The organism is Streptomyces sp. HD, from assembly GCF_028369295.1.
Taxonomy (GTDB): domain Bacteria; phylum Actinomycetota; class Actinomycetes; order Streptomycetales; family Streptomycetaceae; genus Streptomyces.
Map to the genome: position 1 here is coordinate 1 of NZ_JAQMYP010000080.1, position 22,315 is coordinate 22,315.

Genomic DNA, 22,315 nt, shown 5'->3' on the forward strand with positions numbered 1-22,315 from the left:
ATCGCGCATGCCCGAGGACACCATCGCGTCGGCGGCCTCGCGGACCTGAGCCTCGGTGATGCCGCAGCCGAAGCTGTTCCAGCTGTTCCAACCCAGGGGTGGGGTGAGTGCGGGGCTGCCGGGGGCGGCCGAAGCGGTGGAGTGGGCAGCAGCCGTGAAGGACGCGGCGACCGCCAGCGCGGCGGCCGCGAAGACATGGAGCAGTCGTCTGCCTGATCGTCCGGGCAACGTGGGCTCCTTTCAGAGGAGGGCGCCGTGGGCCGGCCACCGGCGACGTCCGAATGGTGGTCAGACAGCGGATGACCACTGCGTGTGGCTGGTCCGTGCCGTGAGTAGTGCCGTTAGCGACCGTTCGAAATTTCGAGTGAATTTCGGATCGCCGGCCTCACGGATACTAGGGAGACTCCTGAGCATGTCAACACCAGCAGTGCCGCCACGCATGCCAGCCGACGTCTCGTTGACCGGCGCCGCAGAGCCTCACGGGAAACATCCCAATGCCCCCGAGCACCTTGGTTGGCGAAATATTTCGGAGCTAATAACGAATCATGCGAGACATATTGACGGGATGTATCAGACCCCTATCATCCTGGATGCTCACAGAGAGCGACCCGTGGACATGTCATGCCCTCGCCAAGGCTGGCCACCCAACCCCCGCCAATCGCAGAGGAGAACCATGAACCCGCTGAAGCGGCTCGGTCGTCGCCGAGCCTCGGTGTTATCCCTGCTGGCCGTCGGCGCCCTGGTGACGCCCGTCGCCGCGACCGCCGCGCCCGACGCCGTCCGGGCCTCCACTCTCGGCGCCCAAGCGGCCCAGAGCGGCCGGTACTTCGGAACCGCCGTGGCCGCCGGAAGGCTCGGCGACGGCACGTACTCCACGATCCTGGACCGCGAGTTCAACTCGGTCACACCCGAGAACGAGATGAAGTGGGACGCGACCGAGCCGTCCCGCGGCTCGTTCACCTTCGGCGCCGCCGACCAGATCTTCAACCGCGCCACGGCCCGCGGTCAGCGCGTGCGTGGCCACACGCTGGTGTGGCACTCCCAACTGCCCGGCTGGGTCAGCTCCATCAGGGACGCGAACACGCTGCGCGGCGTGATGAACAACCACATCACCACCGTGATGAACCGCTACAAGGGCCGGATCCACTCCTGGGACGTGGTCAACGAGGCCTTCGCCGACGGCGGCAGCGGCCAGATGCGCAGCTCGGTCTTCCGGGACGTGCTGGGCACCGGCTTCGTCGAGCAGGCGTTCCGCACCGCGCGATCCGCCGATCCCGCGGCCAAGCTCTGCTACAACGACTACAACATCGAGGACTGGAACGCGGCCAAGACCCAGGGCGTCTACCGCATGGTGCGCGACTTCAAGTCGCGCGGTGTGCCCATCGACTGCGTCGGTCTCCAGGCCCACTTCGGCGCCGGCGGTCCGCCCGCCAGTTTCCAGACGACGCTGTCGAACTTCGCAGCCCTCGGCGTGGACGTCCAGATCACCGAGCTGGACATCGCGCAGGCGCCACCGACGGCGTACGCGAACACGGTCCGGGCCTGCATGAACGTGGCGCGCTGCACCGGCATCACCGTCTGGGGCATCCGCGACAGCGACTCCTGGCGCAGCAGTGAGAACCCGCTGCTGTTCGACCGGGGCGGCAACAAGAAGCCGGCCTACCAGTCGACGCTCACCGCGCTGGGCGGCTCGGCCGCTACGCAGCGGTCCGGCGTCCGTTCGGACCGGTCCGCCGCACGTTCGCACAAGTCCGCCGCCGCGCTGCCCTCCCGCTTCTCCTGGAACTCCAGCGGGAAGCTGATCTCACCGAAGTCGGACGCCACCCACAACATCGCCGGGATCAAGGATCCGACGGTCGTCCAGTACAACGGCAAGTACCACGTGTTCGCCAGCGTCGCCGGCTCATCCGGGTACAACCTGGTGTACCTGAACTTCACCGACTGGTCCCAGGCCGGGTCTGCCACCCACCACTACCTCGACCGCACCGCCATCGGCGCCGGGTACCGGGCCGCACCGCAGGTCTTCTACTACGCGCCGCAGCGCCTGTGGTACCTCGTCTACCAGACCGGCAACGCGTCGTACTCCACCAACCCGGACATCAGCAACCCCAACGGGTGGAGCGCCCCGCGCCACTTCTACTCGTCGATGCCGGACATCATCAAGCAGAACATCGGCAACGGCTACTGGGTCGACATGTGGGTGATCTGCGACAGCGCCAACTGCTACCTGTTCTCCTCCGACGACAACGGCCACCTCTACCGCTCCCAGACGCCCGTCGGCCAGTTCCCGAACGGGTTCACCAACACCGTCATCGCAGCCCAGGACTCCAAGTTCGCCCTGTTCGAAGCGAGCAACGTCTACAAGGTGCAGGGCAGCAACCAGTACCTGCTGCTCGTCGAAGCCGTCGGCTCCGACGGCCGGCGCTACTTCCGCTCCTGGACCGCGAGCAGCCTCGCCGCCTCGTGGACGCCACTGGCCGCGTCCGAGAGCAACCCGTTCGCCAAGTCGGGCAACGTGACGTTCCCCGCCGGTGCCTGGACCCGGGACATCAGCCACGGCGAGATGATCCGCGCAGGCTACGACCAGACGCTCACGATCCCGCCCTGCAAACTGCAGTACCTGTTCCAGGGCAAGGACCCGAACGCCGACGGTGACTACAACCTTCTGCCATGGCGGCTGGGTCTGCTCACCCAGACCAACTCGTCCTGCTGACCATGTGGGCCCCGCCCCGCGTGCGGGGCGGGGCCCGTCCCCAATCTCCCTCGGCCACTTCCTGTCAGAAATCGTCGGCAACCTTTGCGCTTCCTGTGACCACTCAGGAGTGCACCATCGGCTCGATCTTGCGAACGGACAGGAAATGAACACACCGAGGCAGGCCGCGCGGCAGCGCAGACACAGGCGCAGGCTCCTGCTGGGCGCCACATCGACGCTGATCGCCGCGGGCGTTCTCGTTTACCTGGTCATGACGTTGCTCCCCGATCGCAACGCCGATCCAGAGCCTGCGGCGGCCACTCCCGTCGCCAGCACCCAGGTGAGAGCAACCGCCGCCGACAAGACGGCCACCCCGAGCGCGAAGGCGAGCCCGACCGGCTCTCCCACCCCGTCGAGCACGCCGACGACCACCAGGTCAGCACGACCGTCGCCCGGTGACACCCCGCGGCCCCAGCAGAAGCCTGCCACGACCTCGCAGGCAGGACGGCTTCAGCCCGCCACCACCCACCAGGGCGTCGCCACCGCCTACGAGGCCGGGGACGGAAACGGCGCCTGTCTGTTCGGCCCGAGCCCCGACCTCATGATCGCGGCCATGAACACCACCGACTACGACACGTCCAAGGCGTGCGGCGCCTATGTGCATGTCCGCGCGGCCAACGGCAAATCCATCACCGTACGGATCACCAACGAGTGCCCCCTGCCCTGCGCGCCCGGGCAGATCGACCTCAGCCAGCAGGCATTCGCCAAACTCGCCGATCTCAAGGTCGGCCGGATCCCCATCACCTGGAGCCTGGTGAGCCCCAGCACCTCCGACACGATCTCCATGCGGTACAAGACCGGTTCCAGCCCCCACTGGTGCGCCCTCCAGGCGATCGGCCACCGCAACCCGGTCGCCGGGCTGGAAATCCGCACCTCAGGCGGCTGGCGGCAACTGCCCCGCACCAGCTACAACTACTTCATCTCCGCCGACGGCAGCGGATGCGGCGGCGCGATCAGACTCACCGACATCTACGGCGAACGGCTGACCATCAACGGAATCACGGTGCGGCCGGACGTCGTACAACCCACCCCGGTCCAGTTCGCCCGGCACTGATCCCGCCGCGCACCGCGATCAGTGCACGTGCCGTCCCGGACCACCTCGTTACTGCGGGCCGAGGCCGACCGCGTCTTTGGCAGGACGCGGACCGACCTCGGCCCTGTTGTCGGGTCAGCCGCCGTTGACGGTCAGGTTGTTGGTGTTGAAGTTGAGCCCGCCGGCCGACGAGGTGATCTCATAGCCGAACTGCACGTCACCGATGATCTCGTTGCTGGGCATCCAGCGCTTGTTGTAGGCGATCCACTGGAGGACCGGCTTGATGTCCACGGTGCCGGAGCTGGAGTCGGACGTCCGCAGGAACGAGAACACCTCGTTGGACCCGTTGGTGCCCTTGTACACGTTCCAGTTGTGTCCGCCGAGGTTGACGTTCTCCTGGAAGGAACCGATCGGGCCGACGGCTCCGTTGTAGTTGACCCAGAGCATGATCTCGTAGTCGTGGTCGTTGTCCCAGATGTCGTACGACGTGTTGTACGCGCCGGACGACGGGACGCTGACGTTGTAGTCGCTGGTCAGCCAGCCGAGGGAGTCGATCGTCTTGTTGATCGTCTTCGTCGAGTTGGCATAGGACTTGATGCCACCGCTGTTGGGGTGGTCGGCCCAGACTCCCCAGCCGGTCCCGGAGTTGGCCCAGACGCACTGGGCGCCCGCGCCGGAGCCCCAGATGTTGTTGTAGAGCGTGTAGCCGTCCAGCTTGGTGCTGGCCCACTGGTCGCAGGAGTTCCAGACCGCGGCCGACGCGGGGGCGGAGGCGAGGCCGACGGTGGCACCCAGAGCCATCGTCGGCGCCAGCACCGCCATGGTGATCCTGCGTATCTTGCTGTTAACCATGGTGTCCCTTCCACGGGTGGGGGGAAGTGTGGGGGGTACTACCACGTCCCCAGGGTGAGGACGTGGTCATCTCCGGCAACGACGTCGATCGGCTCCGTGTCGCCGGAAGAAGTCCTGACTCCGATACGAACCGTGCGAGTCGGCTTCACAACCGCCCTCGCCCGGCCGGGCGCCCAGGTCGGTTCGACCTCAGGTCAGTGCTGTCATGGCTGGAGCACCGCCGCCCCGTAGCGGCCGAGGGTGACCCGGTCGATGACGACCGTCCCCGTCAGCAGGTCGCGGTGGGAGCCGGGCACCGCTACGGTCACCGGCTCCCGGCCGTGGTTCAGCACGAACAGCACCTCGCCCCGGCGTATGGCCTCGACCTGCTCGGGGAGGCCGTCGAGTACGGGTCGCACGCCCGCGCCGGCGGTGACGCGGGCCAGCAGGTCGCGCAGCGCGTCCGGTTCCGGGAGCGTGGAGACGTACCAGGCACGCCCCTTGCGCAGGACCGCGGGCAGTGCGTCGAGTTCACCGCCCTTGTACTGGATGGTCTCGTCGGCGGTGCCGTCGGCCTCCAGCTCCTCGGACCACAGGGATCCCCGGAAGCCCTCGCAGGTGACGGTCTCCCCCGCGTCCAGCGGCCACCACTCGTGCAGGGTGCGGATGCCGAACAGTTCGCGCAGCCTGGGGTCCATGCCGCCGGGGCGGACGCGGTCGTCCTCGTCGGCGACGCCGGTCTGGAATCCGCAGACGAGGGTGCCGCCCTGGCGGACGTGGGCGAGGAGGTTGTCGATCGCAGCGTCGGTGAGCGCGTACAGCTGCGGCACGACGACCACCGAGTACGGAGTCAGGTCGTGCTCGGGGTGGGCGAAGTCGGTGGTGAGATGCGCCTGCCAAAGTGCTCGGTGCCAGGCTCGCAGAACGTCCGGATACTCCATCTGGCTGGACAGGCGGCCGTCCTGGGCGCCGGCCCACCAGGCGTGCCAGTCGTGCAGGACCGCGATGTTCGCGGTGATGCTCCGCCCGGTCACGTCGGGGGCGATCCGCTCCAGGTCCGCGCCGAGCTGCTTGACCTCCTGGAAGGTACGGCCGGGCTCCCCGGCGTGGCTGAGCATGCCGGAGTGGAACTTCTCCGCGCCCTGCCGGGACTGCCGCCACTGGAAGTAGCAGACGGCGTCGGCGCCCCGGGCCACGGCCTGGAGGGACCAGAGCCGGTTGAGGCCGCGTGGCTTGGGGTGGTTCACGCCCCGCCAGTTGACGGGCCCGGCGGCCTGTTCCATGAGCATCCACGGCCCGCGCGCCTGGGAGCGGGTCATGTCGTGGACGAGGGCGCCGCTCTGCGCGCCGAGCGGGTCGTGCGGGTCGGGGTAGATGTCGACGGAGACGACGTCCTCCTCCTCGGCCCAGCGCCAGGCGTCCTGGCCCATCCACAGCGGCATGAAGTTGCTGGTGACGGGGATGTGCGGGGTGTGCCGACGGACGATGTCCCGCTCGGCGACGAAACATTCCAGGAGCATGTCGGAGGTGAAGCGCCGGAAGTCCAGCACCTGGGTGGGGTTGCGCATGTAGTGGGGCAGGCGGGGCGGCAGGATGCCGTCCCAGGTGTCGTAGCCCTGGCTCCAGAAGGCGGTGCCCCAGGCCTCGTTGAGCGCGTCGAGGGTGCCGTACTTCGCGCGCAGCCAGCGGCGGAAGGCGGCGGCGGCCTCGTCGCCGTAGTCGAAGGTGCAGTACTCGTTGTTGATGTGCCACATCGTCAGGGCCGGGTGGCTGCCGTAGCGGGCGGCGAGGTCCTCGGTGATGGCGGCGGCGTAGCGCCGGTAGGTGGCGCTGGAGTGCGAGAAGTGCTGCCGGCCGCCCCACCACTCGGTGCGGCCGTCCTCGGTGGCGGGCAGCGTGTCGGGGTGCAGCCGGCCCATCCAGGGCGGGGGCGAGGAGGTGGGGGTGGCGAGGACGACGCCGATGCCGTTCTCGTGCATCAGGTCCATCAGCGTGTCCAGCCAGCCGAACTCCCGGGCACCCGGCTCCGGTTCCAGCTTCGACCAGGAGAAGACGCCGAGGGTGACCGAGTTGACCCCGGCCTCCTTCATCAGCCGGACGTCCTCGTGCCAGGTCTCCTCGGGCCACTGCTCGGGGTTGTAGTCGCCGCCGAACAGCAGGCGGCCTCGTGTCGTGTCACTCAGGTCGGGCATCAGGCAATCTCCCCGTACTGAACTCCGCGTGCGTTGGTGGCGATGTTCTGTGGGATGGGCGGAACGGCCCAGGGACAGGGGCTGGTGCGATAGGCGGGTCCGCGGCTTCAGCCCTTGATCGCGCCGGTGAGCATGCCTTTCTTGAAGTGCCGCTGGACGAAGGGAGAAGCGACCGCGACGGGGATCAGGGCGAGGACCATCACAGCCATCTGCAGGCCCAGAGCGGACAGTTGCCCGGTCCGAACCGCCTGCTGGAGCCCCGTGGGCGCCTCGGTGTTCTTCTGGACCAGCTGGATGAGCACGTTCTGCAGCGGCATCATGTCCTGGTCGGTGAGGTAGATCGAGGCGTTGAACCAGGCGCTCCAGTAGCCGACCGCGTAGAACAGCGAGATGACGGCCAGCACGGCCCGCGACAGCGGCATGATGATGGTCAGCAGGATGCGCAGGTCACTGGCCCCGTCGATCCGTGCGGACTCGGTGAGTTCGGGTGAGATCCCCATGAAGAAGGCCCGAAGGACGAGGATGTTGAAGACACTGACCGCGCTCGGCAGGACCAGCGACAGATAGGTGTCGGTCAGGCCCAGCGACTGCACCAGTAGGTAGGTCGGAATGAGCCCGGCCCCGAAGAACATGGTCACCATCATGGTCATCAGGAAGAACCGGTGGCCCAGACTCCCCGGCCGCGACAGTCCGTAGGCCGCCAGTACCGACACCGTCATCGAGAACAGCGTGCCGAAGAGCGTGACACCGACCGAGACCGTGATCGCCCGGCTGACCTGGCCGCCGCCGAGCAGCTCCGCGTAGTTGACGAAGGTGATGCCCTGGGGCATCACGACAAGGCCGCCGGCCCGGTCGATCACCGGCTTCGGGGAGAGGCTGGTGACGATCACGATCCACAGCGGGCCCAGGACCCCCAGGCAGCACAAGGCCAGGAATCCGCCCTTGGCGGTGAGTCCGGCCTTGCTGGGCGGCTCCTCCCACACGGGGCGGGCGGGGGCCTTGAGACTGCGGATGAGCTGCGTGTTGAGGCTCACTTCTGGTACACCCCCTGCTCGCCGAGCATGTGCGCGAACTTGTTCGCGAGGAGGACGAGACACACTCCGATGGCTCCCTTGGCGAGGCCGACCGCGGTCGCGTAGCTGAAGTCGCCGTACTTGATACCGATGAACCACACGTAGGTGTCGAGGACTTCGGCGGCATTGGCACCGACCGCGTCCCGCTGGAGCAGGAACTGCTCGAATCCGACGCTCAGCGCGTCGCCCACCCGCAGCACCAGCAGCAGCGCGATCACCGGGCGCAGTGCGGGCAGCGTCACGTGCCACATGCGGCGCCGGCGCCCCGCGCCGTCCATGGCGGCGGCCTCGTACAGGTCGGTGCTGACCGCGGACAGCGCGGCGAGGAAGACGATGATCCCCCAGCCGGCGTCCTTCCACACGGCTTGCGCGGTGACCAGGTACTTGAAGATGTCCGGGTTGGTCATCAGGTCGAAACCGGTCCACCCGTGGTTCTCCAGGGTCTGGGCGATGATGCCCGCGCCGCCGAGGATCTGCTGGAACACGGTGACGACGAGGACCCAGGAGAAGAAGTGCGGCAGATACATGATCGCCTGCGCCACGGCCCGCACCCGGGGCCGGATCACGCTGTTGATGACCAGGGCCAGGGCTATGGGGACCGGGAAGAACAGCACCAGTTGGAGAAAGAACAGCATGAGGGTGTTCTTCACCGAGGCCCAGAACAGCGGGTCGTCGACCATCCGCGAGAACTGCTCCACGCCCACCCAGGGGCTGTGGAAGATCGCCGTGACGCCATTGCTGGAGATGTACGGGTCGTACTCCTGGAAGGCGACGACATTGCCGAGCAGCGGAACGTAGTTGAAGAGAAGGAGCAGCAGGATGACGGGCAGCGTCATCAGGATGAGCGCGCGGTCGCGGCGCAGCCGGATCCGCCAGGGCACCTTGCCCGCCTTGCCCGGCGCCCGCACCTTCGCTGTGACGGCGGTGACCGCGGCCGTCGGTTCCTCGACGGCGGCGGGGGGACGGGTCCCGTCGGGCCTGCTCCCGGCCGTGAGGGACATCAGTTGCCACTGCCGTTCTTGTCGAGGAGTTCCTTGTACCAGTCGCGCAGCTTGTCGCCGCCGGAGGACTTCCAGGTCGAGATGGCCGCCTGCACGTCGGAGAGCTTCTTGTTGCCGCGCACGAAGTCGATCTCAAGCTGCTCGAACGGACTCTTGAGGGTGGCGTAGCGGGCCGGCTCGACGACGGTCATGCCGTAGAGCGACGTCTTCTTCAGGAAGGCACCCATCCGCTGCTGGTACTCGACCTGCTTGCGGGCGATCTCGGGGAGGTCGGGGTGGGCGAGGTAGGGAGCCGGGGTCGCCAGCATCTGCCAGGCGTTGATCACCTCGGAGTTGCCCTGGTCGGTCTTGGCCGGGACGCCGCCCTTGACCGTGTAGTGGGTGCCCTCGACGCCGTAGTCGACGAACATCCGCTCCTTGGTGCCGTAGGGCGCGGCCGCGAAGTTGGCGGCGGCCAGCGCATTCTCCACGGTCTCCTTCGAGGCGCCCTTGCGGATCATCGACCAGATGTTGGCGGGCGAGGTCGCCCAGATCGTCGGGTTGCCGCCGTCGGCGCCGAAGAGGTCCATGGCCTCGATCTGGAAGTCCGGGTTGGCCTTGGCCTGTTCGGCGGCCTTGGTGTACCAGGCGGACATGTCGCTCTGGAAGACCAGGATCTGTCCGGCGGCGAAGCGCTGGCTCGCGTCGCCGGAGCGCGCCCTGTCGTCGGGGTGAACCACACCGGCGGCGAACAGCTTGCGGGACCACTCCAGGGCTTCGAGGTATTCGGGCCGCTCCTTGCTGTACCTCAGCTTGCCGTCGGCATCGATGTTCCAGTCCGGGGCGTTGCCGAAGATGCTCCCCGTGATCCAGGTCAGGTCACCGCAGGCCCACACCTTGGCCTTGGCGCTCGTGGCGTCCTTGGCCCAACTGAGGAACTCCTCGGGCGACTTGGGTACGGTGTAGCCCTTCTCGTCGAAGATGTCCTTGCGGTAGTAGGGCACGATGAAGCTCGCGGGGGCGACGCACATCGGGATGCCGCGCAGCGCGCCGCCGAAGATGCCCATACGCCACGCGTCGGACGGAATCGCGGCCAGGTTCGCGTACTTCTTGACCTTGTCGCCCGTCAGATAGGGGCCCAGGTCCATGAACTTCGCGGTGACCGCGTTCGGTATCTTCCCGCCGTTCAGGATCCAGCTGGGCACGACCACCATGTCGGGTATGGAGCTGGAGGCGAGGACGGCACCGAGCTTCTGGGCGTAGGTGTTGCCGTCCTGGTTCTGCCAGGTGATCTTGGTGCCCGCCGCGGCGTCGAGCGCCTTGTAGTAGGCGCAGTCGCCCTTCGGCGGGGAGCCCCAGAGCGGGGACATGATCTTGACGGGGGCGCCGGTGCCGAGCTTGTCCGGGACCGAGGTGGCGAGGGCCGCGAGGTCGACCTTGCCGGTGTAGCCGGCCGCCGAACCGTTCTTCGCCGGAATGTCCGGCTCGGCGATCGCGCTGGCTACGTATGTCGGGAGCAGCTTGTCGGCCGCCTTGCCCGATGTGGTGCCCTCTCGCGACGTGTTGTCGGAACCTCCGCAGGCGGACAGCAGCGGCATTCCCCCGGCCACCGCTGCGGTGGCGACCGCCGTGGAGGCGAGGAAGCTTCTCCGGCTCGGTCCGGAGGAGGCGGCATTCGGCGTCATTGCGTCAACCCTTCATGGCGCACCTGAACACCCGGCGATGGGCCGTCGGCTGCGGTGTCGTGACTGGACTGGCTGAGCTGAAAGCAGACATCCAACGACTTCGACGCATCTCGTAGTCGAAGCGCTTCGATGTTGCTGCGAGGTTAAGTCAGGCCACATGGGCGCACAAGGGTCGCTTCCAAGATTCCTCCGAGGTGCCGGGAGGAATACTTTTCTCATGACTTTACTGATGTGACGGCCTCGACCTCCGGGCACGCCCACTGCCAGCCGAAACGTCTGTCGAAGCGCTTCGAATAGGTCATCGGTTCAGCTCAAGGAGGTCCTATGTGTCCGTCACGCCCCGCCGGACACACCACGGTCTTCCCCCGATCCGAATCCGCCTTCGCGAAACGCATCGACGACCTGCCCCGGCCCACCCTCGACGAGGAGATCCGGCCAGGGGGGCCGAGGGCAGCGGGCGGTCACTGGGCGGCGTCGTCCAGAGCCACGAGCTTCTCGAAGAAGAACTCGTGCTTCAGGAACGACACGTCGTACTCGTGCCCCGGATACGGCGGGATCAGCTGAGCCGCCTGGATCAGGCGCCAGCCGTCGCACAGGGCGGCCAGGCCCGTCTCATAGGGAGGCTCGTCGCTGTCGCCCGTGGTGGGTGACGTGCGGCCGGTGCCGTCATAGAGGGACCAGCCGACGACCCAGGAGTCCAGGGCCGACGTGGACAGGTACAGCACCAGCACCTGCTGGCGGACCGCGGAGGCGGTCGGGGTCGGGGTCGGGGTCGATGTCTCGGTCGGGCTCGATGTCTCGGTCGGAGTCGAGGTCGATGTCTCGGTCGGGGTCGAGACGGGAGCGATCGTGGTCATGCGGGAACCTCCTGCGGTCGGTTGGAGACGCGGGTGACCCAGTAGTCGAGGTCGAAGCCGTCGTCGCCGGTCAGCGCCCGCCACAGCAGTACGCGGTTGTAGAGCTCCAGGCGGCCGGTCGCCTGCTCGTACCAGGGGAAGCCGGTGTTCAACTCCTCCGCCACACGCGGGTCCGACAGGTCCGAGGTGTCCCACAGCCGCCGCTGACGGACCGTCGGGTTGAAGCGGATCTTGAACATGTAGCGGCGGGTGCCGCTGTCGTTGCGCCGGCCGCCGTGCCAGAGGCCATGGTGCAGAAACACCACGGTGCCCGCCGGGCAGACCAGTCGGCTCTGGCCGCGCAGGTTCTGGTACCGGCCGGTGTCGCTCTCGTTCGTACGCCGCAGATGGCTGCCGGGCACGCTGAGCGTGCCGCCCATGTCCAGCGTCACCTCCTGCGGGTAGTACATGAGCTGCACATCGAACGCGTCGGTCCGTACGTCGATGATCGCGTCCCCGTGCAGCGGCTGCGCGGCGCCCTCGTGCGGCTCCCGGATGTGCACGGCGTGGTGGTCGATGGTCGGATCGGGTCCGACGAGACTGCGCAACGCGCCCGCGACCTCGGGTATTTCGACGAGGCGCCGCATGAAGGATTTCTCGGGACAAGCCTCGGGGACGGGCGTGCCGTACGGCACCGGCGGGATTCCGGCCGCGAAGGCCTCCAGTGCCTCGGCGTTCATCTCCGCGGGCACCACGGCGTCCATGCGCAGCGAGCCGTGGGCGACGAAGTGCGCCATCTGCACCGAGCTGAGCAAATGCTCTCCGGTTGTCGTCATGTCCACCACGGTAAGGAGCGCACCGGGTCGGGCGCGTGGGCCCAGCTCACCACCACTGGTAATTTTTCACCATGCATGAGGTCGTAGTACGCCTGGACGAGCCACCCGTCGTAGCCAACGTCGGCGTCGCTGTCCACGGCCCGGCCGGGCACACCGACGTCTTCCGCCTGCCCGATCTGTGGCAGCTGCACCTGTACCGGTACGAGGCCGACCTCACCGTCGACGGCACCCCCCACGCCGTCCGCCCCGGCCGGGTCAGTCTCGTACCGCCCGGCACGACCGTCCGGTACCGCTACCGGGGGCGATCCGAGCACCTGTACGCCCACTTGCGCCTGCCCGCCACCGGCGAACCCCGCACGGTGCCCGTCATGCAGGACGCGGGCCCGGAGCTGCCCGCACTGTCCGCGCTGATGCTCCAGGCCATCGCCGCCTGGCCGAGCACTCCGGTCCGGGCCACGGCCGAGGTCTGGACTGTCCTGTGGCGCATCGGCCAGCTCACCCCGCCCGTCCCGCAGGGTCCCCGGCACGACCCCCACCCGGCCGTCACCGCAGCGACTTCCTACATCGAGTCCCGGCTGGCAGACCCCCTCACCGTTCCGAGCGTGGCCCGCGCCGCAGGGGTCTCCCACAACCACCTCACCCGGCTCTTCCACGCGGCCACCGGCGACACGGTCGTCGCCTACATCCGACAGCGCCGCCTGGAACGCGCGCGGCACCTGCTGCGCGAGTCCACCCTCTCCATCTCCGCGATCGCCGCCACGGTCGGCATTCCCGACCTCCAGGCGTTCAACAAAGCCTGCCGCCGGGAACTCGGGGCTTCGCCCCGGGCCGTGCGGGGCGGCGCACAAGGTTCTCCCGGCATCGAGAACGGATAGCTGCACCCTGCCGCAGCCGCGGGCTTCGCCGTCGGCGGCAAACGCCGCCGGCACGGGCCTGGACTCACCCGCCCTCTCTTCGACAGCCGTGCACCGCTTTGTGCCGCTGCACAAGGCGCCGACCCTGTCTGTGAATTGCCGGAGAAACTCGGCAACGTTCTGGGAGGCGCGACCACTCAAGGGTGGCACCAGTTCGATCCTCCAGAACGGGTGAACATGAAGAAGCAGCAGGCCCCCCAACACCGCCGGCGCCGGCTTCGGCTCGCACTGGGGACACCGCTGGCGCTGATCGCCGCGGGCGTCATCGCCTACGGCACGGCCTTCGGGGCGTTCGGCGACGACGCCAAGCCCAAGGCGTCCGCGGCAACGGCCCCGGTTCCCGGCAACGCGATGGCGGCCGTGGCCGCGATGCAGCCGGGCTGGAATCCGGGCAACAGCATGGACGCCATTCCCAACGAGACCAACTGGGGCCAGCCCCGCACCACCAAGGCCCTGCTGGACTCGGTCCGCGCCCAGGGCTTCAAGAGCATTCGCATCCCCGTGACCTGGAGTGACCATCAGGGAGCGGCACCGAAGTACACCCGGCTCCACCCGCTTCGACGCGTAGGCCCGCGGAGACCTGGACAAGGCGTTCAAGCGGATGCGCGACACCTTCGTCGCCCAGAACATCCCCGTCGTCCTCGGCGAGTACGGCCTGCTCGGTTACGACCACGGCCCCGGCGCGGTGGAACGCGGCGAGATGCTCAAGTACTTCGAGGCTCTCGGTCACGCCGCCCGCACCAACAAGGTCACCACCGTCCTGTGGGACAACGGCTCCTTCCTATGACCGCACCAAGCGCAAGTGGCAGGACGCCGGGCTGTTCCGCCAGATCAAGTCCAGCTGGACGACGCGCTCGGCGACAGCCTCATCGGACCGCGTCTTCGTCCCGAACTCCGGCCCCGTAAAGGACCGTACGCTCACCCTCACCCCGAACGGAGCCGCCTTCACGGCGCTCAAGCAGGGCACCACGAAGCTGGTCAAGGGCAGGGACTACACCCTGTCCGGCAACCGGCTGACCCTGAAGGCGGCCACGCTCACCCGGCTCGTCGGCAACCGGGCCCACGGCGTCAACGCGACGCTCCAGGCCACCTTCTCCCGAGGCATCCCATGGCGGATCCAGGTGCTCAGCCACGACACCCCGACCCAGTCGAGCACGACCGGCACGACCGGTGCGTTCAGCCTCCCCACGCGGTTCCGCGGTGACGAGCTGGCGACGATGGAGGCCAAGTACGCCGATGGCGGCAACGCCGGCCCGACCGACTGGACGCCGTACCAGCAGTTCAACTCCGCCTTCGCACCGGACTACGCCAAGAGGGCCATCCGCCTCAAGCCCGCCTTCCTCGATTCGGTCAAGGACAACACACGCGTCAACCTCACCTTCCACTTCTGGAGCGGCGCCACCGTGACCTACCAGGTGACCAAGTCCGGAAGCACGGTGACCGGCACGTCATCCTGACCTGAGGCCTGCCCGCCCGGGGACGCTCCCGGGCGGGCACCTCGCTCAGCTGCGCGCCATGCGGACACTGCACGCCCGGGCCGTGCCCGCCCGCGAACGAGCCCAGCCGGTCCGAGAGATGCACGAGTGGTCCCCCACCACGTCGGACTGATCGCCGTTCCGTGCGAGCCGGCGCCCCGCACGTCGCCCCCAAGGACGCGGACGCCGAAGAGGCCGCCCGCACGATCCGTTCGCTGCGCGTCCACACCCTCGACGAAGGGCTTGATCAGCGCCTCGGCGAGCGAACCCTTCTACTGTGTGTGCAGCAAGCAAGACCCGGCACGAGGAACGCCATGCCCGAAAGCCCCGCCCCGGCGCAGTCGCCGGGAACCAACCGCAGCACCTCGGCGACGATCCCGCCGAACATCCTGCGCTGTCTCACCCCGGTCACCGAGGGGTACGGGGTCGACCTCCGGCCCGAGCTGGTCCGGGTCGGGTTGGACGAGGCGATGATGCGCTCGGCGGCGCTGCGGGTCTCCTACCGCCAGGGCAGTGCCGTCATCCGGCGTGCGTTGGACCTCACCGGTGACGCCCACCTGGGCCTGCGGGTGGGTGCCGCGCAGCACCTGACCTCCTGGGGTCTGCTGGGGTTCGCCCAGATGGCCGCCGCCACACTGCGGGAGGCCATCGAGACGGGCGTGCGCTTCCAGAACCTGTCCGGGGCGATGGTGGTCTGGTCGGCCGGGCCGGAGGAAGCCGGCTACGCATTGCGGGCCGAGCTGCCCGATCCCGCGCTCGATCCGACGGTCGCGGTCTTCCTGGCGGAGGAGGCGTTCGCCAGCGTCGTCGCCCTCACGCGGCTGAGTTCCGGGGAGGAGTTCGCCCCGCAGAGCGTCGAGTTCGCCTTCCCCGCCCCGCGCGACACCGGGCCGTTCACGGAGCTCTTCCGCTGCCCGATACGCTTCGACGCCGTCGGGAACCGCCTGGTGTTCCCCACGGCGTGGGCCGGACGGCCGATGCCGGGCCGCGACCGGGTCACCTACTCCGCCGTCGTGGAGCTCCTGGAAGAGCAGGCGGCGTCGAGGCGTGATCAGCAGGACCTGCTGGAGGTGCTGGAGATCTCGATCGCGCAGAGCCTGCCCGACGTACCGTCCTTCGTCGAGCAGGCCCGACGGCACGCTTCGAGCGAGCGCACGCTGCGCCGTCGGCTGGCCGAGTGCGGCACGACGTACGAGGCGGTCGTCGACGGGGTGCGCCGCGAGCGGGTCGAGCTGCTGCTGCGCCGCCGCGAGCTGACCCTGCGGGACATCGCCCGGCAGGCTGGTTTCTCCGACGTGCGGGCACTGCGGCGGGCGGTGCACCGCTGGCACGGGGTGAACCCGGCCCGGCTGCGCGGGGACGCCGTGGAACAGTAGGGCGACGGCCCACGCGCCACCGGGCCAGGGCCAGGGCCACCGGCCCGCCCCGTCAACGCGTGCGGATCCAGACGGTCTTCTCTCTGGTCCACTGCGCGAAGGCGTCGGTGGACTTCTCCGCTCCCCCGAACCCCGACTGCTTCCACCCGCCGAAGGGAGTACTGATGTCCCCTTCGCTGTACGCGTTGACGGAGACCACCCCGGCTTCGACACCCCGCGCGAGCCGGAGCGCCGCGTCGAGGTCGCGGGTCCATACGGAGGCGGCGAGCCCGTATTCGGTGGCGTTCGCCAACCGCACCGCCTCGTCCTCCGAGGTGAAGGTCTGGACGGTGACGACCGGGCCGAACAGTTCCTTGGTGAGTACGTCGCCGTCCGCCGGGGCCCGGCTGATCACGGTGGGCGGGTAGTAGGCACCGCGCGGTGGCAGACCGTGCGGCAGACCACCGGTTTGGACGCGGGCTCCGGCGGAGCGGGCCGCGTCCACCGCCGCCGAGACCCGGTCGAAGGCGGCACGGCTGATGAGCGGCCCCACCTGGGTGCGTGCGTCGGCGGGATCGCCGATGGCCAGGCTCCCCGCCGCGGCGGTGAACCGGTCCAGCACCTCCTCGGCGATGCTGTGGTGGACCAGGACGCGGGAGCCGGCGGTGCAGTTCTGCCCCATGGTCAGGAACGCGGCCTCGGTCATGTTGTCGATCAGTTCGTCGCCGTAGTCGAGCGCGTCCGCCATGAGGATCTGAGGGCTCTTGCCGCCCATCTCCAAGGAGACCCGCTTGAAGTTGGTCTCCGCCGCGTCGGCCAGGATGCGACGTCCGGTGGCGGTGGATCCGGTGAACGACAGTGCGCGCACCAGCGGGTTGCGGGCGAGCGCCGTACCGGTGACGGTGCCGTGGCCGGGCAGGACGGTGAGCGCGCCGTCCGGCAGGCCTGCCTCGGCCGCCAGAGCAGCCAGATGCAGGGCGGAGCGCGGGGTGGCCTCGGCGGGCTTGAGCAGCAGACTGGTGCCCGCGGCGAGCGCGGGGCCGACCTTCCAGGCGGCCATGGCCAGCGGGTAGTTCCAGGGCAGGATCGCGGCGGCCACCCCGACCGGTTCCCGGCTCACCAGCCCCAGGCTGTCGTGCCCGGTGGGGGCGACCCGGCCGAAGACCTTGTCGGCCGCCTCCGCGAACCAGCGGATCGACTCGATCGCGGCCGGTACGTCTCCCGTACGGCACTCCGTGATCGGCTTGCCCGCGTCCTCGCAGTCCAGCCGCGCCAGGAGCTCGGCGTCACGCTCCATCAGGTCGGCCAGGCGCAGCAGGACAGCGGCTCGCTCCCGCGGGGACCGGCCGGCCCAGACGCCGCTCTCGAAGACCTTGTGGGCCCGCTCGGCCGCCAGCTCGACGTCCTGCTCGCTCGCCGCCGGTACGGTCGTGATCAGTTCACCCGTCGCGGGATTGACGACGTCGAGTGTCTTCACGATGCCTCTGATGCCCGTCCGGCTCATGCTTCCTCCACCAGTTCCCACCGGCCGCCGCCGACCTGGCGGGCCAGCCCCCTGCGGCGCAGGTCCTCCAGATAGCGGGCCATGCCCCGCTCGCCCCGCTTGCGGAACAACGGGAAGAGCCTGGGCAGCAGGTTCGGCGCCAGCATCGCGAACCGCACCAGCCAGGACTCGCCGGTCCGGACGTAGGACTCCAGGCGGGGCTTGTCCAGCAGGCTCACGACCGCTCTGACGACATCGGAGGGCTGCTGCGGCGCCTCCTGGAACTGCATGGAGTTCCCGCCCTCGACGGCCTCCTGGCGGAGCATCCGCGTGTCGGTCGCCGACGGCAGCACCGAACCGGCCTGGATGCCCTTGGCCCTGAGGTCCAGCCCGATGGCGAGCATCGCGCCGCGCAGCCCGAACTTCGAGGCGGTGTAGATCGGGGTCTCGCCCAGCGGGAAGATCCCGCCGAGGGACACGGTCGTGACGACCCGGGGGTCACCGGAGGCCCGCAGCAGCGGGACGGCGAGCCGGGTCGTGACCAGCGGGGCGACCAGGTTGACGTCGATCTCCCGCTCGATGCTCTCGACGCTGCGCACATCGAACCGTTCGGCGCTGGTCATGCCCACGTTGTTCACGAGGACGTCGAGACGCCCGTGGGTGGCCGCGACCCCGTCGAGCATCCGCTGCACGGCGGCGCCGTCCAGCAGGTCGCAGCCCAGCCCGGCATGCCCGCTCCCGGGCAGTTCGGCGGCGGTCCGCTCGGCCCGCACCTCGTCGATGTCGACCACGAGGAGGCGGGCACCGCCTGCCGCGAAGCGGTGGCACAGGGCGCTGCCGATGCCTCCGGCGCCGCCGGTCACCAGGATGACCCGGTCACGGAAGTCGTACGTCATGACGCCACCGCCTCCTGTCGCGCGGACGTTGCCCGGGGCGGCCGGCCCGCGGTGCGCCAGCCCATTCCTTCGGCCACCTTGCCGAGGTACTTCACGAAGGCGTCGCTGTGCACGTAGCCGGTGTGGCGCGGCGAGTCGACGAACCTCAGTCCGCCGGTCAGGTCCGGCCGGTCGCTGCGGATCATGCGGGCGAACCGCTCGGCGGTCGGCAGTCCGGCGCTCGCGTCCCGGATGAAGGAGGCGATCAACTGGGCCTGGCTGTCGAAGAGCTGGTAGGCCCCGGAGTTGGTCTCCACGAAGCCGACGCCGAACAGGCCGTCGTGCTCGCGGGAGAAGGAGGACAGGTAGAGGTCGGGGTGCTGCTCGTCGCCGAAGTACCGCTGCGCGACGGGGACTTTGTGGACGTACCCCGTGGCCAGCAGGATCAGGTCGAAGTCGTCGCTGGTGCCGTCGGTGAAGTGGACCGTCCGGTCCTCGGCGCGCGCTATGCCGGGCCGGGCCGTGATGTCCCCGTGCTGGAGGTGGTGGATCAGCAGCGAGTTGATGGCCGGGTGGGTCTCGAACAGCTTGTGGTCGGGCTTTTGCAGACCGAGCCTGCGCGGGTCGCCGTTGACGAGCCGCAGCAGGCCGCCGAACACCTTCTGCTGGAGCCACATCGGGAGGTGGGGTCCGCCCGCGGCGATGGTGTCCACCGGGCGGCCGAACAGGTGCTTGGGAATGAACCAGTAACCACGGCGCATGCTGATCGCCGCGTGGTCGGCGGACCGCGCCGCGTCGCATGCGATGTCCAGCCCGGAGTTCCCCGCACCCACCACCAGCACCCGCTTGCCCTGCAGTTCGGCGCTGCTGCGGTAGGTGACCGTGTGCCGGACCTCTCCCGTGAAGTCGCCGGGCAGGTCGGGGACGTTGGGGTGCCACTGCGCCCCCGTGCACACGACGACCTGCCGGTGCGTACTGGCTCGGCCGTCGGCCCGGGTGACCGTCCAGGTGCCGTCCGGGTTCTTGTCCACGCTGCGGACCCCGGTGCCGAACTCGATCCGGTCCTTGAGTCCGTAGGCCTCGGCGAACGACGTCAGGTAGGACAGGATCTGCCGGTGCGGCGGGTAGTCGGCGAAGTGGTCCGGCATCGGATAGCCGCCGAAGCCGGACAGGCTCTTGCTGGAGATGAAGTGGGCCGACTCGTACATCGGGCTGCCCGGGTTGTCGATGTCCCACAGCCCGCCCGGTCCCGTGTGGCGCTCGATGTGCGTGTAGGGCAGGTCCCGCTCGGCCAGCGCCCTCGCGACCGCCAGTCCCGCGGGCCCGGCACCGATCACGCAGGTGTCGTCCTGGTGCTCACTCACCGGTCGGCTCCCTTCTCCGATGTATCAGGTGTTGCCGGGAACCTATGCACCACGCGGCCGACGGGAACTGACCTCCGCGGCCACAGAGGGGACCACAGCGGCCAGGGACCGGCCGCGCGGACCACCATCGCGGGAACGAGCGCGGCCCCCTCGGTCGTGATGACCGAGGGGGCCGCGGATGCCATTGTCGCCGTCGTCCGGTAGATGCGGACGCCGGTGATCGCGTAGTCCCGGGGCCGGGGATGAAGGCGTACAACGCGAGCGTTCTCCAGCCGGTTGGTTGCCGGGACTCGGGAACGGCTCGGTCCCACGTCTCACGCTGCCCGGCAGAAGGTTGTTCGGCAGCCGCCTCCCGTCAGGTAAATCAAAGCGGACTGCAGGGTTCGGCGAAGCGGGACAAGAGGAGGTCCCGCCGACCGGCATGCGGTGGGCGGGACCGGGAACAGCACGGCGAGGCGCCGTCACGAGGTCGAATAGGTCCAGGTGGCACCATCGTCCTGGCGAGGGATGTACACGATCGTGTTGCGCCAGCCGATGTCGGAGCGCTGGTAGTTGAGCTCGACCGAACGGTCCGACTGCCACCAGTAGTCCCACGCCGTGGTGCAGGAGTTCGGCTGGACTTCCCAGAATCGTGAACCGGTCTGCTCGTGGTACTGGTTGAAGCCGACGACGAAGAACGTCATCAGCCGGGGGTTGTTGTTGCAGACCTGGAGCTGCACGGCGTCGACCTGGTCGGCACTGGCCGTCCTGGGCCGTGGTCGAGGGGTACGTCCGGGCCTGCGGGGGCGACCCCGCGGACTGGAAGCCGCGCTGGAAGGAAGCGGAGGCGGCGGCCGCGGGCGCGGCGCGTGACGACGAAGCGGACGCGCCCTCGCCGTACCGGGGCCTCGCCCGGTTCGAACCTGCCGACCGGCACCTCTTCTTCGGCCGTGACCAGATGGTCGAGGACCTGCGGCGGCTGGTGTGCGACCAGCGGCTCGCCGTGCTGTTCGGGCCGTCCGGCAGCGGCAAGTCCTCGCTGCTGCGGGCCGGGCTGATTCCGCGGCTGCGGGAGTCGATGGCCGAGCACGGGCATCCCGCGGTGCTGCGGGTGCTCACGCCCGGGGCGCGGCCGGCCGAGACGTACGGCCGTCTCCTCACCCCCGCCGAGGACGAGCCGGAGAGCTGGGTCGTGGTCGACCAGTTCGAGGAGGCCTTCACCCTGTGCCGCACGGCATCGAGTCGTCGAACGCCCGCCTGGAGTGCTCACCCGGTGTCGGCGGCCGGAGACGGCGCGAGCCCCCGCTCCGCCGAGGCCTCCGCGCCGGTCACCGTCATCCGGAGCAGGGGCAGCGAGGCGACGAAGGTGCCGAGCGCCAGGACCAGGCCGAGGACGTCCGCCCCGGCGTCGTCCAGGACGGCCCCGACGGCCAGCGGTCCGACGCCGGTGCCCAGGGCGCCCGCGCCGCTGAGGGAGGCGACCAGGCGTCCGGTCGGGTCGATGAGCGCCGCGGCGGCCAGCATCTGTACCAGGACTGCCAGTTGGCAGGTCTGCCAGAGGACGGCCGCGGCGGTGAAGAGCACGGGGTCGTGGGTGAGGACCAGGACCGCCATCGCGAGGGCCTGCGCCGTGACGAAGACGGCCATCGACCGCATGCGTCCGAAGCGCCGCGCCGCTATGGGGCCCACCACCGCGCCGACGAGCGCCACGACGCTGGAGATCGCGAGGACGGCCGAGACGGCCGAGTGGGACATCCCGGTGTGCTGGCGGCCCAGGACCGAGGCGTACGACCATGCGCCCTGGGTGACGGCCCACAGGAGTGCGGTCCCCAGGAGCAGAACCACCGACGGCCTGGCCGCGCTCGCCCCTCCCCCGCCGGCGGGCCCGGCGTCCGGTGTCGCGGCACCGTCCGGGAGCCGGCGTATCAGTGGCCAGGCGAGGAGGCAGCACAGCGCCATGAGCAGAAAGCCGGTGCCCTCCCCGAGGCCGTGGTTGGCCGCGGGGACACCCATGATGAGCAGTGCCGTCACACCGACTGTGCCGGAGATGGTGACGGCGGACGCCTTGTCGGCGTCGTCGGTGGCGGCGAGTGCCGCCGTGGCCGCCGCGTAGACCGCGCCGAGCCCCGCGCCGAGGACCAGGTTGGCCAGGACCAGGGTCACCGGGCCCGTGGCCGCCGTTGCTCCGAGGAATCCCGCTCCGGCGAGGGCCAGACCGAAGCGCGTCATCAGCACCCGCCCCGGCCGTGCGGCCCGTTTGGCCAGTAGCAGCGTCACGACCGCCGTGGCCATCAGCTGGGTCGCGGCCACGAGCCCGGCGCCGGAGTCCGACAGCCGGAAGCGGGACGCGAAGTCGTCGACGAACACGGGCATCACGTTCGCCCCGCCGCTGCCGAGGGTGATTCCGGCGATGAGCGCCACCGCCACGCCGAAGGTCAGGGCGGCGCCGCCTCGGGCGTTCACCAGCCCCTCCTCGGCGAGGAGTTGGGGACTACCGGCGTTCCTCGGCGGTGTGCCGAGTGTGCAACAAGCATGAGAGCCTCACGAATCGGGGGGGATGAGCCGCGTTTCGAGGTACGGGCCACGGACGAGTCGGACGTCGGCGGCCCGTCGATCGGGGATGCGGTGCGGTGCTCGTCTGCCACCGCACCG

18 protein-coding genes and 4 pseudogenes are annotated in these 22,315 nt (G+C 69.3%); 9 read left to right on the plus strand and 13 right to left on the minus strand.

Translation table 11 applies throughout. The annotated features are described in order from the left end of the window. Positions 1-228 (minus strand): annotated as a pseudogene (locus tag POF73_RS42600) (alpha-galactosidase); the annotation flags it as partial. Between the two features lie 445 nt (positions 229-673). On the opposite strand from POF73_RS42600, the gene POF73_RS42605 reads away from it, so the two are divergent. Together POF73_RS42605 and POF73_RS42610 are read left to right on the plus strand one after the other, a co-directional pair. Beyond that, on the plus strand, positions 674-2,713 hold the full coding sequence (locus POF73_RS42605; RefSeq protein ID WP_272124791.1) for a non-reducing end alpha-L-arabinofuranosidase family hydrolase: 2,040 nt from the start codon (positions 674-676) through the stop codon (positions 2,711-2,713). 145 nt (positions 2,714-2,858) lie between these two features. Beyond that, a complete protein-coding gene (locus tag POF73_RS42610) occupies positions 2,859-3,806 on the plus strand; it encodes an expansin EXLX1 family cellulose-binding protein (RefSeq protein WP_272124792.1) in 948 nt (315 codons plus the stop codon). Between the two features lie 114 nt (positions 3,807-3,920). Here POF73_RS42610 and POF73_RS42615 read toward each other — a convergent pair whose 3' ends face one another. The 7 genes from POF73_RS42615 to POF73_RS42645 all read right to left on the minus strand — a co-directional run bounded on the left by POF73_RS42615 (position 3,921) and on the right by POF73_RS42645 (position 12,218). Further along, positions 3,921-4,637 carry a glycoside hydrolase family 12 protein gene (locus tag POF73_RS42615; protein WP_272124793.1) on the minus strand — a complete coding sequence of 239 codons (717 nt, stop codon included), beginning with the start codon at positions 4,635-4,637 and terminating at the stop codon, positions 3,921-3,923. A gap of 203 nt (positions 4,638-4,840) precedes the next feature. After that, positions 4,841-6,808, minus strand: a complete 1,968-nt coding sequence (locus tag POF73_RS42620; RefSeq protein WP_272124794.1) for a beta-galactosidase — start codon at positions 6,806-6,808, stop codon at positions 4,841-4,843. Positions 6,809-6,915: 107 nt separating this feature from the next. After that, positions 6,916-7,842: a carbohydrate ABC transporter permease gene (locus POF73_RS42625; RefSeq protein WP_272124795.1), complete on the minus strand. Its 927-nt coding sequence runs from the start codon at positions 7,840-7,842 to the stop codon at positions 6,916-6,918. After that, positions 7,839-8,882, minus strand: a complete 1,044-nt coding sequence (locus tag POF73_RS42630) for an ABC transporter permease (protein WP_272124796.1) — start codon at positions 8,880-8,882, stop codon at positions 7,839-7,841. The genes POF73_RS42625 and POF73_RS42630 overlap by 4 nt, the downstream gene beginning before the upstream one ends. After that, entirely contained in the window at positions 8,882-10,546 is a 1,665-nt protein-coding gene (locus POF73_RS42635) for an extracellular solute-binding protein (protein ID WP_272124797.1), read from the minus strand. The genes POF73_RS42630 and POF73_RS42635 overlap by 1 nt, the downstream gene beginning before the upstream one ends. A 461-nt stretch (positions 10,547-11,007) precedes the next feature. Further along, positions 11,008-11,277 carry a hypothetical protein gene (locus POF73_RS42640; RefSeq protein WP_272124817.1) on the minus strand — a complete coding sequence of 90 codons (270 nt, stop codon included), beginning with the start codon at positions 11,275-11,277 and terminating at the stop codon, positions 11,008-11,010. A 122-nt stretch (positions 11,278-11,399) separates the two neighbouring features. Then, complete coding sequence (locus POF73_RS42645; protein WP_272124798.1) at positions 11,400-12,218, minus strand: phytanoyl-CoA dioxygenase family protein; 819 nt, start codon at positions 12,216-12,218, stop codon at positions 11,400-11,402. Between the two features lie 71 nt (positions 12,219-12,289). Here POF73_RS42645 and POF73_RS42650 point away from each other — a divergent pair, with 71 nt between their 5' ends. The 6 genes and pseudogenes from POF73_RS42650 (at position 12,290) to POF73_RS42680 (ending at position 15,983) form a co-directional block, all read left to right on the plus strand. Then, a complete protein-coding gene (locus tag POF73_RS42650) occupies positions 12,290-13,093 on the plus strand; it encodes a helix-turn-helix domain-containing protein (protein WP_272124799.1) in 804 nt (267 codons plus the stop codon). Between the two features lie 438 nt (positions 13,094-13,531). Further along, a pseudogene (locus POF73_RS42655) lies at positions 13,532-13,615 on the plus strand (hypothetical protein); the annotation flags it as partial. Positions 13,616-13,733: 118 nt separating this feature from the next. Further along, a complete protein-coding gene (locus POF73_RS42660; protein WP_272124800.1) occupies positions 13,734-13,919 on the plus strand; it encodes a hypothetical protein in 186 nt (61 codons plus the stop codon). Between the two features lie 43 nt (positions 13,920-13,962). Next, positions 13,963-14,196 (plus strand): annotated as a pseudogene (locus POF73_RS42665) (X2-like carbohydrate binding domain-containing protein); the annotation flags it as partial. A 57-nt stretch (positions 14,197-14,253) separates the two neighbouring features. Next, positions 14,254-14,589 (plus strand): hypothetical protein, encoded by a 336-nt coding sequence (locus POF73_RS42670; RefSeq protein WP_272124801.1) that lies wholly within the window; start codon positions 14,254-14,256, stop codon positions 14,587-14,589. 332 nt (positions 14,590-14,921) lie between these two features. After that, on the plus strand, positions 14,922-15,983 hold the full coding sequence (locus tag POF73_RS42680) for an AraC family transcriptional regulator (RefSeq protein WP_272124818.1): 1,062 nt from the start codon (positions 14,922-14,924) through the stop codon (positions 15,981-15,983). Positions 15,984-16,035: 52 nt separating this feature from the next. Here POF73_RS42680 and POF73_RS42685 read toward each other — a convergent pair whose 3' ends face one another. The 4 genes from POF73_RS42685 to POF73_RS42700 form a co-directional block, all read right to left on the minus strand. Continuing rightward, a complete protein-coding gene (locus POF73_RS42685) occupies positions 16,036-17,466 on the minus strand; it encodes an aldehyde dehydrogenase family protein (protein ID WP_272124802.1) in 1,431 nt (476 codons plus the stop codon). After that, the gene (locus POF73_RS42690; protein WP_272124803.1) at positions 17,463-18,341 is read right to left on the minus strand and encodes an SDR family NAD(P)-dependent oxidoreductase; all 879 of its coding nucleotides are present in this window, start codon (positions 18,339-18,341) and stop codon (positions 17,463-17,465) included. The genes POF73_RS42685 and POF73_RS42690 overlap by 4 nt, the downstream gene beginning before the upstream one ends. Continuing rightward, the gene (locus tag POF73_RS42695) at positions 18,338-19,684 is read right to left on the minus strand and encodes a flavin-containing monooxygenase (RefSeq protein ID WP_272124804.1); all 1,347 of its coding nucleotides are present in this window, start codon (positions 19,682-19,684) and stop codon (positions 18,338-18,340) included. Before POF73_RS42695 ends, POF73_RS42690 begins: the two co-directional genes overlap by 4 nt. A gap of 461 nt (positions 19,685-20,145) precedes the next feature. Beyond that, positions 20,146-20,403 (minus strand): hypothetical protein, encoded by a 258-nt coding sequence (locus POF73_RS42700; protein ID WP_272124805.1) that lies wholly within the window; start codon positions 20,401-20,403, stop codon positions 20,146-20,148. A gap of 35 nt (positions 20,404-20,438) precedes the next feature. Here POF73_RS42700 and POF73_RS42705 point away from each other — a divergent pair. Beyond that, a pseudogene (locus POF73_RS42705) lies at positions 20,439-20,900 on the plus strand (nSTAND1 domain-containing NTPase); the annotation flags it as partial. A 29-nt stretch (positions 20,901-20,929) separates the two neighbouring features. Here the strand turns inward: POF73_RS42705 and POF73_RS42710 are convergent. Further along, complete coding sequence (locus POF73_RS42710) at positions 20,930-22,126, minus strand: MFS transporter (protein ID WP_272124806.1); 1,197 nt, start codon at positions 22,124-22,126, stop codon at positions 20,930-20,932. Between the last annotated feature and the right edge of the window lie 189 nt (positions 22,127-22,315).

Coding starts and splice junctions, on each gene's coding strand:
- POF73_RS42650 (WP_272124799.1), top strand. CDS start 12,290: ATGCATGAGGTCGTAGTACGCCTGGACGAGCCACCCGTCGTAGCCAAC.
- POF73_RS42635 (WP_272124797.1), bottom strand. CDS start 10,546: ATGACGCCGAATGCCGCCTCCTCCGGACCGAGCCGGAGAAGCTTCCTC.
- POF73_RS42645 (WP_272124798.1), bottom strand. CDS start 12,218: ATGACGACAACCGGAGAGCATTTGCTCAGCTCGGTGCAGATGGCGCAC.
- POF73_RS42660 (WP_272124800.1), top strand. CDS start 13,734: ATGCGCGACACCTTCGTCGCCCAGAACATCCCCGTCGTCCTCGGCGAG.
- POF73_RS42630 (WP_272124796.1), bottom strand. CDS start 8,882: ATGTCCCTCACGGCCGGGAGCAGGCCCGACGGGACCCGTCCCCCCGCC.
- POF73_RS42615 (WP_272124793.1), bottom strand. CDS start 4,637: ATGGTTAACAGCAAGATACGCAGGATCACCATGGCGGTGCTGGCGCCG.
- POF73_RS42690 (WP_272124803.1), bottom strand. CDS start 18,341: ATGACGTACGACTTCCGTGACCGGGTCATCCTGGTGACCGGCGGCGCC.
- POF73_RS42605 (WP_272124791.1), top strand. CDS start 674: ATGAACCCGCTGAAGCGGCTCGGTCGTCGCCGAGCCTCGGTGTTATCC.
- POF73_RS42685 (WP_272124802.1), bottom strand. CDS start 17,466: ATGAGCCGGACGGGCATCAGAGGCATCGTGAAGACACTCGACGTCGTC.
- POF73_RS42680 (WP_272124818.1), top strand. CDS start 14,922: ATGCCCGAAAGCCCCGCCCCGGCGCAGTCGCCGGGAACCAACCGCAGC.
- POF73_RS42610 (WP_272124792.1), top strand. CDS start 2,859: ATGAACACACCGAGGCAGGCCGCGCGGCAGCGCAGACACAGGCGCAGG.
- POF73_RS42620 (WP_272124794.1), bottom strand. CDS start 6,808: ATGCCCGACCTGAGTGACACGACACGAGGCCGCCTGCTGTTCGGCGGC.